Origin of the sequence: Halopseudomonas maritima, assembly GCF_021545785.1 — a bacterium.
GTDB lineage: Bacteria > Pseudomonadota > Gammaproteobacteria > Pseudomonadales > Pseudomonadaceae > Halopseudomonas > Halopseudomonas maritima.
This window is the reverse complement of sequence record NZ_CP079801.1, coordinates 1,684,613-1,699,202: the sequence shown is the minus strand read 5'-3', so window position 1 is coordinate 1,699,202 and position 14,590 is coordinate 1,684,613. Positions and strand designations below refer to the sequence as shown.

Below are 14,590 nucleotides of genomic sequence, written 5' to 3'. Positions count from 1 at the left end.
TGTCGGCGCCGGCAGACAGCGCCATGGGGCTGAGTTGCTGTCACCTGTTATCGGTGTAGTTGCCGGGCGGATACCACAGCACCCGCCATGATGGCGGGTGCGGGGTCATTCAGCGTGGGCCGCTATAACTTGGGTCGGCGCCCGATGATGAACGAGACAATGAACAGCACCAGAAAGACCAGGAACAGGATTTTGGCGATCCCTGTTGCGGTGCCGGCGATGCCACCGAAGCCCAGAACCGCGGCGATGATGGCGATAATCAGGAAAGTAATAGCCCAACTAAGCATGGTGTTTCTCCTTTTCAGCAAGCCTGCGGCGTGATCGCTCCGGCCTGATCTCTCTGGTTGCCGCCAGCGGGAAGGCTGACGGCGACCGGGTGTTGTTTACTGTGCTTTCTTCAGATCGCGCATGCGGTCATGGCAGGCGCGTACCTTGGGCAGCAGCGGCGCCACGTCGGCGCGCAGGTCGGGTTCCTGTGCATCCATGGCATCTTCAAAAGCGTGCAGAATGCGGTCCTCGGCCTCTTCCAGCTGGGCGATATAGGTGGCGCCCTCGTCGCTGGACAGCTTGGCGCGGGTGTCGGCATAGACTTCGCGCAGCTTGCCGGTCAGGGTGCCGCCGGTGGCCGGGGTGTCGGCGTTGGCAGCAACCTTGCCCTGCAGGGCGGTGATTACGTCGGTTTTGGCCTGGGCCATGTCGGTGAACAGGGCCTTGAGCTGGGGTTCTTTAACCTCGTCACGGGCGTGCTCGTAAAAGCGCTTGCCGTCACGGGTGACTTCAATCAGGTCGTTCAGTTCGTCAGTCTTGGTGCTCATGATCCGTATCCTTCTGTTGGTTGCCTAACAAAAAACGGTTCTGCTTCAAGCGTCGGAAAGGTGTGGCCGGCGAGGTGCGGCCGGCGAGGTGTGGCCGGCCTGGTGTTTAGCTGGCAGTGCGCAGGTTCTCTGCGGTCACTTCCTTCACGCCCTTGATGTTTTCAGCGGTCTGGATAGCCAGATCCTTCTCTGCGCTGGACATCACGGTGCCGCTCAGGGTAACGACGCCGTTTTTAGTGTCCACCGAGATATCCAGGCCACTCAGGTTGCTGCTCAGCAGGTAGCTGGATTTGATCTTGCTGGTAATCCAGGCGTCGCTGATGGCCTCACCGGCGTCGTCGGCTGCGTTCTGTGCCTTGGCGGCGGCAGTGGCATCGGCGTTAACGCGGATTTCGTTGTCCACGCGGTGTACGCCGTCGGTGTCCTTGGCCAGCATGCCAGCCAGGTCCTTGGCGGCGTCGCTCTGGGCGGTGCCGCTCAGGGTAACCACGCCGTTGTTGGTGGTGACATCAATGTCCAGGCCTTCGGTGTTGCTGTTCCACAGCAGTTTGGACTTGATGGTTGCCGTAGTGGTGGCGTTGCTGAAGCTGGTTGACAGCGGGGTATTGCCTTCGGCGCTCTCCTTGCGCTCAGCGTCCGGGTTGACGGTCAGCTGGTTGTCGACGCGCTGGATGCCTTCAATGTCCTTGGCTACCTGTTCTGCCAGGTCGCGGTCGACGTCACTTTCCACGTCACCGGTCAGCGTGGCGACACCGTTCTCGACGTCCACATCAATGCTGAAGGGGTTGAGGTGACGGTTGAGGGTGATGGCGGTCCAGATAGAGCCTTCCTGGCGGGCCTCGGTCAGGTCACCGTCATCGGCGTGCGCGGCCAGCGGGCTCATGCTCAGTACGCTGGCGGTAGCGGTTGCAATGGCAATGGTTTTCAACTTGTTCATAGGTGTTTCTCCTGTCTCGCGTTGTCCGTATCCGGCCTATCGGTGACCGTTGACAGGAATATTGCAGAGCCCGTGCCAGCTTTTTATTTTCTATTAAGTCCTTGTAAATCAATCATCTATGTATTTTTGATGGCTTTTTGACCTGTGCGCATTGCACGACCCGCAAAATTTGGCCGTGCAATTTGCACGCTTTTTCGGTGTCTTAGGGAAGCGCGACCAATGGCTCTATTCGGGGCGCGGTCGGGAAGCAGTTGGCCTGCTGCCGCGCTACACTGGGAGCCGTCGGGCGTAACGGCATTATCATCATCGGAGTACATCACATGCGTTTTCATTATTTGCTTCTGTTGCCTTGTATTTTTGCCCTGGCGGCGTGCCAGACCACCATCAAGCCGGACTACGACACCAGCTATGACTTCTCCACCAGCCAGACCTGGCAATGGGCCGAGCCCAAGGTCACCTTTACCCCCGCTGATGATCCGCGTTTAAGCAGCGATCTGACCGCTGAACGAGTTAAACAGGCCGTGACCGACGGGCTGGACGCTCGTGGCCTGCGCCCTGTGCGGGAGGGGCAAAGCGCCGATCTGTCGGTCAAGGCCTATGTCGTGGTGGAGAATCGCGAGGAAAACGTAAGCACCAGCTTTGGCGGTTACTGGGGCTGGGGTGGTGGTTTCTGGGGCGGCCCGTCGATCCAGACTTACCCGTCTGAGTACAAGGAAGTCACCCTGCAGATCGACCTGCTGGATCCGGCCAGTGGTCGACTGCTGTGGCGCGGCAGCGAAAGCGAGCGCCTGAGCTCCTCGCCGCAGACCCCGGCCAAGCGCGATGAGCAGGCCCGGCGCATGACCACCCGCGTACTGGAAGCCTTTCCGCCCTACTGAGCCCGGGCATAAAAAACGCGAATGGCATGCGTGGCGCCATTCGCGTTTTCCCTTCTATCAGGCCGACAACCCTCCGCCGGCCACTCCTGAAGTCAGAACCAGGCGTCCTGCATGTCGTAGGTCAGGCGATTGCCGGCGCGCAGCAGCTGTGCCTGGCTGGCCAGACCGGCCAGCTCCCAGTCCATGAAGTAGCGCGCGGCGTGCAGCTTGCCCTGATAGAAGTCAGCTTCGCTGTCAGCTGCGCCGGCCTCCAGTGCGCGTTCGGCCACCAGTGCCTGACGCAGCCAGATCCAGCCCACGACAACGCGGCCAAACAGATCCAGATACGCGGTAGCGTTGGCCAGCCCCAGGTCCACATCTGCAGCAACCTGCGCCTGCAGTTCCGGGCTGAGCTGCTCGAGAATGCCCAGTGCGTCGTTCAGCGCGGCAGCCAGGCCGGCGCACTGCTGGGTGCCAGCGGCCTCATTGATGCTGGCGCGTGCGGCGTCGAGGAACAGACGATAGCCCTTGCCGCCGCGCTGGCCCAGCTTGCGGCCCAGCAGGTCGAGGCCGTGGATGCCCTCGGTGCCTTCGTGGATCGGGTTCAGGCGGTTGTCGCGGTAGTACTGCTCCAGCGGGTATTCGCGGATATAGCCGGAGCCGCCGAGGATCTGGATGCCCAGATCGGACGCGATCACGCCGTACTTGGACGGGTAGGACTTGACCATCGGGATCAGCAGGTCGAGCAGCTCGGCGGCGTCCGCGCGCTCGGCCTCGGTTGGCGCGGTGTGCGAGTCTTCGAACAGGCTGCTGGCGTACAGGCACAGGCTCAGGCTGCCTTCGGCGTAAACCTTTTGCTGTAGCAGCATGCGGCGCACGTCGGCGTGCTCGACGATGCGTACCTGCGCCGACAGCGGGTCTTTGCTGCCCGGCAGGCGGCCCTGCGGGCGCTCGCGGGCGTAGTCCAGTGCGTGGATGTAGCTCTGATAGGCCAGCACCGAGGCACCGAGGGCAACGCCAATGCGCGCCTCGTTCATCATCTGGAACATGTACGACAGACCCTTGTTGGCCTCACCGACCAAATAGCCGACCGCGCCGTCTTTCTCACCGAAGCTCAGTACGGTGGAGGTGGTGTTGCGGTAGCCCATCTTGTGCAGCAGACCGGCCAGGGCAACGTCGTTGCGCGCACCCAGGCTGCCGTCTTCGTTGACCAGCACCTTGGGTACCAGGAACAGGGAAATACCCTTAACACCTGCCGGTGCGCCTTCAATGCGCGCCAGCACCATGTGCACGATGTTGTCGGTCAGCTCGTGGTCGCCGCCGGAGATAAACATCTTCTGGCCGAACACCCGGTAGCTGCCGTCTTCTGCCGGGCGGGCGGTGGTACGAATATCGCCCAGTGCAGAGCCCTGGCCCGGTTCGGTCAGCGCCATGGTGCCGCTGTAGCGGCCGTCCAGCATCGGCGGCAGGAAGCGCTCGCGCAGCTCATCATTGGCAAAGCTCTTGACCAGGTTGGCAGAGCCGATGGTCAGGAAGGAGTAGCCGGAGGTGGAGATGTTGGCAGCGCTGAAGTAGGCCACGCAGCTGCGCAGGATGACTTCGGGCAGCTGCAGGCCGCCGTCTTCCATATCGTGGTGGGCAGCGTGAAAACCGGCTTCGGCCAGCGCGTTCCAGGCAGCCTTGGTTTCCGGAATCAGGGTGACCTTTTCGCCGTCGAAGGTCGGCTCGTTGGCGTCGCCCTTCTGGTTGTGCGGGGCGAGAAACTCGGCAGCGATGCCGCGGGCGGTTTCCAGCGTGGCATCGAAGACGGCACGGTCGTGCTCGGCGTAGCGCGGACGCTCCAGCAGCGCTTCGGTGTCGAGCATTTCGTAGAGCTGGAAGTTCAGCTCGCGTTCGTTGAGCAGCTTGTCAGTCATGGTGACCTCGTGGGCGGGGTGAAACACGTTGTGCTTTTTAGCAAAGTGCCAGGGCTGGCGCGTCCAACCAAGGGTGGATTTTTTGGGTGGAGATGGGTGGAGAAGGTGGGCCGTTGATCTGGCTCGCGAGGCTTCAGGGCAGCAGTTTGAGGCTGCGAGCAATCTGGATGGCTTGCTGCCGCTCGCTGGCGCCCAGTTTGCGGAACAGGTTGTTGATATGGGTTTTGATGGTGCTGGTGCTGACCGAGAGTGCCTCGGCCAGCTGCTGGTTGTTCTGCCCCCGGGCGATGCGCTGCAGCACCTGTTGTTCGCGGCGGGTCAGCGGTTCTATCAGCAGCTGCTGGGTCTGGCGGTCGGTCACCAGCTGCTGCAGCGGATGCAGTAGCGGGTTGTCGGCGGGCAGTGGGGCGAGCCCCTGCTGTTGACGAAAGCGGGCGGACAGCAGTGGCCTGAGCGCGTCGTTCAGGTTGCGGCCTTCGTGTTGCAGCAATTGTGCAAAGCCGTGTTGCAGGCTGAGCTGCAGCGCCGCTTCCAGATGGTTGATCAGCTTGTCTTGCTGGCCGAGGTCGCGTGCCAGCTGGGCGCTGAGCAGGTGTGATTGCAGGGCCAGCCAGTGGTTGCCCTGTTGCTGGGCCTGGCTGAGCAGGTCTGCGGCGCGCTGACTGGCCTCGTTGTGCTGGCCCTGTTGCTGCAGCACCCAGGCATAGGCCAGCAGCTCTTCGCGGTGGGCGCCGGCCTCGCCCTGCTGCTGGCACCAGCGCCACTCCCCTAGCCAGTGCTGGATGCTGGCCTCGTCCTGCTGCCGCACGGCGAGCCTTACGCGCCAGGCAGCGGCGAGCCGATAGAGTCCGCAGAGGCGAAATTGCCGGCTCAGGCGCAGGCTTTCATCCCACAGGCGTGCGGCGGTGGCGCTTTGATCCCAGGCGTCGTGCAGGCAGGCCTGGTAGTGCAGTACCCAGGGTAAGGCGGCGCTGTGACTGACTTCCAGTGCGGTTGCTTCGGCCTGGGCCAGTTGCTGTCGTGCCGCCTCAAAGGTGCCCTGTTGCTGCAGAACCTGCGCCTGCCCAATGTTGAGAAACAGCTCGTAAAAGGTGTTCGAGCGGCTATCGGCTTGGTCGGTCAGGGCGCCCAGGCGGCGGGCGGCGCCGGCGCTGTCGCCCTGGCTGAGGTCAATCTGGGCCAGCAGCAGCTGCAGGTTGTGGGTGTAGCCGCGAAAGGCAAACTGACTGAGCCGGGTCAGTGCATCCTGCGCTACCTGGCGGGCGGCGTGCAGTTCACCCAATGCGTGCAGGCAGCTGGCGCGGTTGTACAGCAACACCGCGCTGGCGGCGGTTTGCTGTGGCCAGCGGCGCAGGCTGTCGCCGGTCAGGCGCAGCCCGTGGCGGTAGTTGCCAGCCAGTACCGCCAGTCGGCTGCGTACAAAGGCCATGCTCTGGAACACCCGTTCGGGTCGGGGAATTGGCGGCGGCAGCTCGCGTATCAAGCGTTGCAGGCGGGCCAGGCACAGGCGGGCGCGCTCGATGTCATTGGTGGCGATCACGGTGCTGGCCTCGGTGATGGCCAGCGTTAGATGGTCGGTGTCGCGGTTGGGCAGGTCCATCAGAAAGTCGACGATGGAGTCCACCTTGCCTTCGCGCAGCAGATCAAAGCTGTGCTGCTCGACTTCGGCCAGCAAGCGGTTGTAATCGCCGCCACGGCCTAGTTGATAGACCGCTTCGCCGTAGCAGCCGTGTTGCAGCAGCCAGTCCGCAGCGCGCAGGTGCAGCTGCCGCAGGCGGTCCGGCGCGCGCTGCAGCAGTTGCTGCTGGCAGGCGTGGCGCAGCGCAGGGTGGTAGCGCAGCGGTAGCAGCGGGTCCGGGTTGTGCTCGATAAACAGGCCGGCCCGGCCTAGCTGGGCCAGGGTGCTCTCGCTCTGCGCATCGCCACTCAAGTGCGCTGCCAGCGCCGGGCTAAAGGCGCTGACCACCGCGGTTTGCTGCAGAAAATGGCGCAGACGCGGGGTCAGGCTGTCCAGCACCGACTCATTCAGGTAACGCGCAGTGTCGTCGTCGGTGTTTGCCTGCCGGGCGCGGGCAGACAGGGCCAGCAGTACGCCGCTGATCCAGCCTTCGGTGCTGGTACGCAGCTGATAGAGGCTGTCATTGTCCAGCTCGATGTGCCGGGCGCGGGCCAGTGCGGCGATCTGTTGGCTGTCCAGGGCCAGCTCTGCGCTATCGATCTCCAGTAACTGTTGGTCGCGGTGCAGGTGGGTAATGGCAAGTTGCGGCTGGCCCTGGCTGGCAGCAACAAGCTGCAGTCGCGGCGTCGCCAGTGTCAGCAGGCGGTTGATCAACTGGCGTGCCCGGGTGCTGCGCAGCAGGTGCAGGTCGTCCAGAAACAGCACCAGTGGTGCCTGGCGTGTTTCCAGCTGGTTGAACAGCAGCGTTTCCAGGTGGGCTGGGTCAGCGGCTGGTGCTACGTCCAGCAGCGCGGTCAGCTGGCTGTGCAGTTGCCCTGGCTGGTTGTCGGCGCTGCTGCAGCGCAGCCAGAGCCAGTCCTGCTGCAGTTGCAGGGCACAGGTGTGCATCAGCGTGGTTTTGCCGTAGCCCGGCGGGCTGGTAAGCAGCGCCAGGCGCCGCCCTCGGGCCAGGTGTTGCGTGAGCCTGTCGAGCAGCTCGATGCGCGCCAGTGGTTCCGCAGGCAGCGGCGGCGGGCGCAGGCGCGCCTGCTCGGGCGGTGGTGCGGCCCGGTACTCGCTGTGCTGCCTGTGCTGACTCATCGCTACGCCTGCGGCTGGTGGATCTGCTGCGCAGTATACCCACTCTGTTGGCCTAGCCTGGCCGAAAAAAGTCGCCGTCGGCAGGCGCCAACAGCCTTCTGGTTACAGCGCGGTCGCCATTCCCTGCTCGCCGCGCAGTTTGCTGACGTCGGCGCGCGGCGGCGCGCCGAACATGCGGCGATACTCGCGGCTAAAGTGCGATGGGCTTTCGTAGCCGACGCGGTAGCTGGCGGTGGCGGCCTCCAGTCCTTCGGTCAGCATTAGTCGTCGGGCTTCGTGCAGGCGCAACTTCTTCTGAAACTGTACCGGCGACATGCGCGTAACCTGCTTGAAGCTGTGGAACAGGCTGGATTCGCTCATGTTCACGTCTTCGGCCAGCTCGCGTACCCGCAGCGGTTCGGCAAAACGGTCCTTGAGAACTGCGATCACCTTGGAAATGCGGTGAGCCTGGGTGTCGGTGGCGGCAAAGTCGCGCAGGCGCCAGCCCATTTCGCCGACCAATGCCCGATAAATCAGCTCGCGCCGCACCAGAGGGGCCAGAATGCGGCAGTCGGTAGGGGAGGATAGCAGCGAGACCAGCCGGGTCATGGCTTGCAGAATATTGCTGTCCAGTGGCGCCACGCACAGGCCGCAGGAGGCGGCAGGGCATTCGCGCTGCTGATCCAGCGGTGGCAGGGCGTCGCCCAGCTCCAGAATCAGGTCGGCCACTTCCTGCTGGTCGAGCGACAGCTTGACGGCCAGATAGGGCTGGCTTGGGGTGGCGTCCACTACGCAGCCCACCACCGGCAGTTCGACCGCCGAGATCATGTAGCTCAACGGGCCGTAGATAATCTCCTTGTCGCCGAGTTGCACGGTTTTGCTGCCCTGGGCTATGACGCACAGCGCGGGCTCGTAGACGGCCGAGTTGAAGCTGGTGGGGTGGTCGGCTCGATACACCTGCAGGCCGGGAATGGCCGTGTCATTGATGCCTTCAAGCGGCGCACGCTCACCAGCCAGGTCGGCCAATTGGCGGCACATGGGCAGATCAAGCCGCGGCTGACAGGTGTTTATATCGCTCATCTGAAACGTGCTCCTCTGGAGTTTCGCGACAGTATACGCAGCGTAATAGACCGCTTTATGACAGCGTATTGGCAATTGCAGGATCAGGCAATAAGCTTGCAGGATCGCGCAAAGCCTTGTGCTGTAAGGTTCGCTTTGTCCTGCTTCTGGCGCGGCCATGCCTTTTTTGGCGCCAGGCCAGTGGATTGCCAAATTCTCTATGAAAGTAGAAATAGGCAATTTTTGCGCAGAACCCCGCTACCTGCGATCCGCTCCCCGAGCTTACTCTTTGCGCCATACCTGATCCCCTTCCACCTGCCAGTGCGCCAAACGGAGTACGGGGACAGACCCTCCTTTTTGCCTGCCAACTTGCCCAACTCACAGGGAGCGATGGAATCATGAACACGCCTGCTTTGAATGCCTTTACGCGGGTCAGCGCCGCGTCGATGCTTTTGCTGCTGCTGGCCGGCTGCGAGGCCAGCGGCGATCAGGTCGCCCATCAGGCTATGCCAGCGCCGGAAGTGGATGTTGCCGTGGCCCAGCCGCGTGATGTGACACTCTGGGACAGCTTTACCGGCCGCCTGGCGGCCCCGGAAACCGTGGCGCTGCGTCCGCGAGTCAGCGGTTACATCGATCAGGTGGCCTTTGAGGAGGGTGAGCTGGTGCAGCAAGGCGAGGTGCTTTTTGTTATCGATCAGCGTCCTTATCAGGCGCGGTTGCAAATGGCCCGCGCCGATGTGGCCCGGGCCCGCAGCCAGGTGACGCTGGCCGCACGTGAAGCGCGGCGCGCCGAGCAGTTGTGGGAGCGTCGCGCTATTTCTCGCGAGGAGATGGAGCAGCGCAGCGCCGCGCACAGCATGGCGCAGGCCGCGCTGGCCTCGGCTGCAGCCGCGCAGGATAACGCCGAGCTGGATCTGGCCTATACCGAGGTCAAGGCGCCGGTGTCCGGCCGCATGGGCCGTGCGGAGATTACCAGGGGCAACCTGGCGACAGCCGACGCCACACTGCTGGCGACACTGGTCTCGGTCGACCCGTTGTACGTGTACTTCGAGAGCGATCAGCAAACCGTCGAGGCCAACCCGCATGCTGAGGCGGTAGCGGTGCCGGTGCGCCTGGGCCTGGGCAGCGGCGATGACTTTCCGTTCAGCGGTGAGCTGGACTTTGTCGACAACCAGTTCAACCCGGGCACCGGCACCCTGCAGTATCGGGCGGTGATTGCCAATCCGCAGGGCCGGTTCCGCCCCGGCCAGTTTGCCCGGGTGCAGATGCCGGTGGCGGCGGCCAGCAAGGCAATCCTGATTGACCAGAAAGCCGTGCTGACCGATCAGGATCGTCGCTATGTCTATGTGCTCGATGAGCGGGATCGTGCGACTCGGCGCTTTGTCGAGACGGGCCGCCGGGTGGACGGCCTGCTGGTGATCAGCGGCGGGCTGCAGGCGGGCGACCGGGTGGTGGTCAATGGCCTGCAGAAAATTCTCTATCCGGGTATCGAAGTCGCGCCCCAGCTGGTGGCGATGGACCGCAGCCAGCCGGTCAGTACCGAGGTCGCGCTGCAGACCGCGTTCTGATCCTGAGCTGACTTCCCCTTTTTACGATATTGCTGGGGCGTGCTCTCTGGAGCACGCCAAGGGAGCCTATTGCCGTGAATATTTCACGTTTCTTTGTCGACCGACCGATCTTTGCCTCGGTGCTGTCGATCATCATCTTTGTGGTTGGCCTGATCAGCATCCCGATGCTGCCGGTCAGCGAGTACCCGGAGGTTGTGCCGCCCAGCGTGCTGGTCAGCGCGAGCTACCCGGGCGCCAACCCCAAAACCATCTCGGAGACCGTCGCCACGCCGCTGGAAGAAGCCATCAACGGTGTGGAAGACATGATCTACATGAAGTCGGTGGCCGGCAGTGACGGCAGCCTGGCACTGACTGTGACCTTTGCCCTGGGCACCGACCCGGATCAGGCCCAGGTGCAGGTGCAGAACCGGGTGTCTCAGGCCTTGCCGCGCCTGCCCGAGGACGTGCGACAGCTGGGGGTGACTACCCAGAAGCAGTCGCCCAACCTGATGATGGCGGTGCATCTGATCTCGCCGGATGACAGCCTGGATGCGACCTACATTCGCAACTACGCGGTGCTGCATATTCGCGACGAGCTGGCGCGTATCCCCGGTGTTGGTCAGGCGGGTCTGTTTGGCGCCGGTGACTACGCCATGCGCCTGTGGGTGGACCCTCAGCGCGCTGCCTCGCTGGGCGTGACCGCCAGCGATATCGATGCTGCCGTGCGCGAGCAGAACGTGCAGGTGTCGGCCGGACAGCTTGGTGCGCCACCGATGCCGCAGGGCTCGGATCTGCTGATTTCGATTAACGCCAAGGGCCGGCTCGACAGCACCGAAGCCTTTGGTGACATCGTTCTGAAGACGGGTGCAGACGGCGAGATAACCCGCCTGCGTGACGTGGCGCGGATCGAGCTGGCGGCCCAGGAGGATTCGCTGCGCGCGCTGCTCAACGGCCGTCAGGCGGTGGCGCTGCCGATCTTCCAGTCGCCGGGCTCCAACGCGCTGGATGTGTCTGCGGCGGTGCGCGGCAAGATGGCCGAGCTGGCCGAAGACTTCCCGGCCGGCCTGAGCTGGGAAGTAGCCTACGACCCGACGGTGTTTGTCAGCACCTCTATCAGTTCGGTGATCACTACCCTGCTGGAGGCGGTCGCGCTGGTGGTGCTGGTGGTGATCCTGTTCCTGCAGACCTGGCGCGCCTCGCTGATTCCGCTGCTGGCGGTGCCGGTGTCGATTGTCGGCAGCTTCGCGGTATTGCTGATGCTGGGCTTCTCGATCAACACCCTGACGCTGTTTGCCATGGTGCTGGCGATCGGCATTGTGGTGGACGACGCCATCGTGGTGGTGGAAAACGTCGAGCGCAATATCGAGCAGGGTCTGGCCCCGCTGGCGGCGGCGCACCAGGCGATGCGCGAGGTCAGTGGCCCGATTGTGGCGATCAGTCTGGTGCTCTGCGCGGTGTTTGTGCCGATGGCGTTTCTGGATGGCATTACCGGGCAGTTCTACCGCCAGTTTGCGGTCACCATCGCGATTACCACGGTGATCTCGGCGATCAACTCGCTGACCCTGTCGCCGGCGCTGGCTGCCACCCTGCTCAAGCCCCACGGCGCTGCGCCGGATCTGCCGACCCGCATGATCAACCGCAGCTTCGGTTGGCTGTTCCGCCCGTTCAACCGCTTCTTCCAGCGTAACGCCGAACGCTATGAAGGGCTGGTCGGCCGCAGTCTGGGTCGTCGCGGCATGGTGTTTGTGGCCTATCTGCTGCTGCTGGGCGTGACCGTGGTGATGTTCCGTCAGGTGCCGGGCGGCTTTATTCCGGTGCAGGACAAGACCTATCTGATCGGCAGCATCCGTCTGCCCGAAGGCGCGACCCTGGACCGTACCGAGGCGCTGGCGCGTCAGGTCAGCGACCTGGCGCTGGACACCGAGGGTGTCGCCAACGCGGCGGCTTTTGTCGGCTTTAACGCGCTGCAGGGCACCAATACGCCAAACGTCGGTACCGTGTTTATCCTGTTCGACGACTTCGACATCCGCGAGCGTACGGCTGATGAGATTGCCGCCGAGATTAACGGCAAGCTGGGCCAGTTGAAAGAAGGCTTTGCCATTTCCTTCATGCCGCCGCCGGTATTTGGTCTGGGCGCGGGATCGGGTTATTCGCTGTACATTCAGGATCGCCGCGGCAACGGCTACGGCGCCCTGCAGCAGGCGACCGACGGGCTGGCGATGCAACTGAGCCAGACGCCGGGCCTGAGTTTCCCGATCACCTCCTATCAGGCCAATGTGCCGCAACTGGATGCCGAGGTGGACCGTCTGCAGGCCAAGGCCCAGGGCGTGCGGCTGGATGAACTGTTCGGCACCCTGCAGCTGTACTTTGGTGCGCAGTACATCAACGACTTCAACCTGTTTGGCCGGACCTATCAGGTGCGCGCGCAGGCTGATGCGCCCTTCCGTGACGAGCCAAGTGACATCGACAGCCTGTACGTGCGCAATGGCGCGGGCGAGATGGTGCCGCTCAACACCATGGTCAGCCTGACGCCGAGCTTCGGCCCGGACCCGGTGATCCGTTACAACGGTTATCCGGCGGCGGACCTGATCGGTCAGTCCGATCCGTCGATGCTGTCGTCCACCGAAACCCTGGCCATGGTTGAGTCCGTGGCGGCCAAGTCGCTGCCACCGGGCATGGATATCCAGTGGACCGATCTGAGCTTCCAGCAGGTCAATCAGGGCAGCGCCGCGCTGGTGGTGTTCCCGGTTGCCTTGCTGCTGGTGTTCCTGGTGCTGGCGGCGCTGTATGAGAGCTGGGTGATGCCGCTGGCGGTGATCCTGATCGTGCCCATGTGTCTGCTGGCCGCCATGCTCGGCGTCTGGTGGACCGGTGGTGACGCCAACATCTTTGTTCAGGTGGGTCTGGTGGTGCTGATGGGGCTGGCGTGCAAGAACGCCATTCTGATTGTCGAGTTTGCCCGCGAGCAGGAAATGGACGGCGTGGAGACCGTCAAGGCGGCGCTGGAAGCCAGTCGCCTGCGCCTGCGCCCGATCATCATGACCTCGGTCGCCTTTATCGCCGGTGTGGTGCCGCTGGTACTCGCCTCGGGCGCTGGCAGCGAAGTGCGCAACGCCATGGGCATTACCGTGTTTACCGGCATGCTGGGCGTGACCCTGTTCGGGTTGCTGCTGACCCCGGTGTTCTATGTCGCGCTGCGCAAGCTGGCTGGCACCTCGCTGGCCGTCGAACGCCCCGCTGCGCAGCAGGAGGAAACAGCCAATGTATAAGCTATTACCCTTGGCTCTGAGTGTGATGCTGACGGCCTGCGCGGTGGGCCCGGATTACCAGGCGCCGGCGCCGGTGCCGCTGGACGGATACAGTCAGGCCCGTGCGCTGGCAACCGACCAGCAGGCAGCCGAAGTGCGCTTCTGGTCGGGTTTTGAGGACCCTCAGCTGGCCAGCCTGATTGACCACGCGCTGGCCGATAACCTGGACCTGCGTACCCTGCTGGCACGTTATCAGGGTGCCGAGGCCCTGTTGCGCGGGGCGCGTCGCGACCGCTGGCCGAGCGTGACACTGGCAGGTTCAGCGGCCGAGCAGCATCTGGCCGAGGTGCAACGCAGCGATCCTGCGCGTGAGCGGGTGGAGCAGTACAATCTGGGCGCAGTTGCCAGCTGGGAGCTGGATTTCTACGGTCGTTTGCAACGGGCGGTTGAGGCCGGTGAGGCGGACCTGCAGGCGAGCGCCGCCGATCTGGCGGCCATGCAGGTGGCGGTTGCCGGGCAGCTGGCAAGCAGTTACTTCGCCCTGCGCGGTCAGCAGCAACTGCTGGCGGTGGCCGAAGAGAACGTCGAGCTGCAGCAGGCCTCGCTGGATATCGTCAGCGCCCGGGTAGACGCCGGTAGCGCCACCGAGTTTGATCGGGTGCGGGCGCAGGCCGAACTGGACGCCCTGCGCGCACTGGTGCCGCAGCGCCAGGCGGCGGTGCAGTTGAGTCTGCACCGGCTGGCGGTGCTCACCGGGCAGCCGCCGGCGGCGTTGAATGAACCCTTGTCTGCGCCCCGGCCGTTGCCGGCGATCAGTGCGCGTATTGCGGTGGGTACGCCGGCTGACGTGCTGCGCCGCCGTCCGGATATCCAGGCGGCAGAGCGGCATCTGGCCGCAGCGACGGCGCGTATCGGCGTGGCGACTGCCGATCTGTTCCCGCGTTTTACCCTTGGCGCACTGCTGGGCTCGGTGGTGGGCCGCGACGGTGACCTGTTCACTGCGGGCGCCGAGTCACGCAGCGTAACGCTGGGTATCGACTGGACTTTTCTTGATGTGGAAGGCGTGCGTGCGCGTATTGCCGCTGCCGATGCCACCGGTGCCGAGCGGCTGGCGCAATACCAGCAGGCCGTGTTGCTGGCGTTGGAAGAAACCGAGAACGGGCTGGTGCGCTACCGCCACGCGCAAGAGCGCAGCCGTTGGCTGCAGGCCTCCAGCGAAGCGGCGCAGGCGGCGGTCGACCAGGCGCGCCTGCGCTACGAGCAGGGCTATATCGACTACTTCGAAGTGCTGGATGCCGAGCAGCAGCTGACCGGTGTGCGCAGTGATCTGGTGCAGAGCCGTATCGATACGGCAACCGCCATGGTCAGCGTCTACCGCTCACTGGCCGGCGCCCCGCCGGAACCCGAGGCATAGGGTCACGGCATGCCGTGACCGGGCGGCCTTGAAGACGGCGCTGGGCGAGATTGTCGAGGT

Annotated in this window: 10 protein-coding genes; 4 read left to right on the top strand and 6 right to left on the bottom strand. The window is 64.0% G+C overall.

The features are described 5' to 3' along the window. Window positions 1-122 precede the first annotated feature (122 nt). The 3 genes from HV822_RS07780 to HV822_RS07770 all read right to left on the bottom strand — a co-directional run bounded on the left by HV822_RS07780 (window position 123) and on the right by HV822_RS07770 (window position 1,752). Complete coding sequence (locus HV822_RS07780; RefSeq protein WP_083728890.1) at window positions 123-287, bottom strand: DUF1328 domain-containing protein; 165 nt, start codon at window positions 285-287, stop codon at window positions 123-125. Between the two features lie 96 nt (window positions 288-383). Then, window positions 384-815, bottom strand: a complete 432-nt coding sequence (locus HV822_RS07775; protein WP_238873236.1) for a ferritin-like domain-containing protein — start codon at window positions 813-815, stop codon at window positions 384-386. A 106-nt stretch (window positions 816-921) separates the two neighbouring features. Beyond that, window positions 922-1,752, bottom strand: a complete 831-nt coding sequence (locus HV822_RS07770) for a BON domain-containing protein (protein ID WP_238873234.1) — start codon at window positions 1,750-1,752, stop codon at window positions 922-924. A gap of 320 nt (window positions 1,753-2,072) precedes the next feature. Between HV822_RS07770 and HV822_RS07765 the strand changes: the two genes are divergently transcribed. After that, window positions 2,073-2,630: a DUF4136 domain-containing protein gene (locus HV822_RS07765; protein ID WP_238873232.1), complete on the top strand. Its 558-nt coding sequence runs from the start codon at window positions 2,073-2,075 to the stop codon at window positions 2,628-2,630. 92 nt (window positions 2,631-2,722) lie between these two features. On the opposite strand, the gene HV822_RS07760 is transcribed toward HV822_RS07765, so the two are convergent. The 3 genes from HV822_RS07760 to HV822_RS07750 all read right to left on the bottom strand — a co-directional run bounded on the left by HV822_RS07760 (window position 2,723) and on the right by HV822_RS07750 (window position 8,342). Then, a complete protein-coding gene (locus HV822_RS07760; RefSeq protein ID WP_238873229.1) occupies window positions 2,723-4,525 on the bottom strand; it encodes an acyl-CoA dehydrogenase in 1,803 nt (600 codons plus the stop codon). A gap of 133 nt (window positions 4,526-4,658) precedes the next feature. After that, window positions 4,659-7,283 (bottom strand): LuxR C-terminal-related transcriptional regulator, encoded by a 2,625-nt coding sequence (locus HV822_RS07755; protein ID WP_238873227.1) that lies wholly within the window; start codon window positions 7,281-7,283, stop codon window positions 4,659-4,661. Between the two features lie 102 nt (window positions 7,284-7,385). After that, window positions 7,386-8,342, bottom strand: a complete 957-nt coding sequence (locus tag HV822_RS07750; protein WP_238873225.1) for an AraC family transcriptional regulator — start codon at window positions 8,340-8,342, stop codon at window positions 7,386-7,388. Between the two features lie 377 nt (window positions 8,343-8,719). Between HV822_RS07750 and HV822_RS07745 the strand changes: the two genes are divergently transcribed. The 3 genes from HV822_RS07745 (at window position 8,720) to HV822_RS07735 (ending at window position 14,530) form a co-directional block, all read left to right on the top strand. Beyond that, entirely contained in the window at window positions 8,720-9,889 is a 1,170-nt protein-coding gene (locus HV822_RS07745; RefSeq protein WP_238873223.1) for an efflux RND transporter periplasmic adaptor subunit, read from the top strand. Between the two features lie 74 nt (window positions 9,890-9,963). Continuing rightward, on the top strand, window positions 9,964-13,137 hold the full coding sequence (locus tag HV822_RS07740) for an efflux RND transporter permease subunit (protein ID WP_238873221.1): 3,174 nt from the start codon (window positions 9,964-9,966) through the stop codon (window positions 13,135-13,137). Beyond that, entirely contained in the window at window positions 13,130-14,530 is a 1,401-nt protein-coding gene (locus HV822_RS07735; RefSeq protein WP_238873220.1) for an efflux transporter outer membrane subunit, read from the top strand. The genes HV822_RS07740 and HV822_RS07735 overlap by 8 nt, the downstream gene beginning before the upstream one ends. Window positions 14,531-14,590 lie beyond the last annotated feature (60 nt).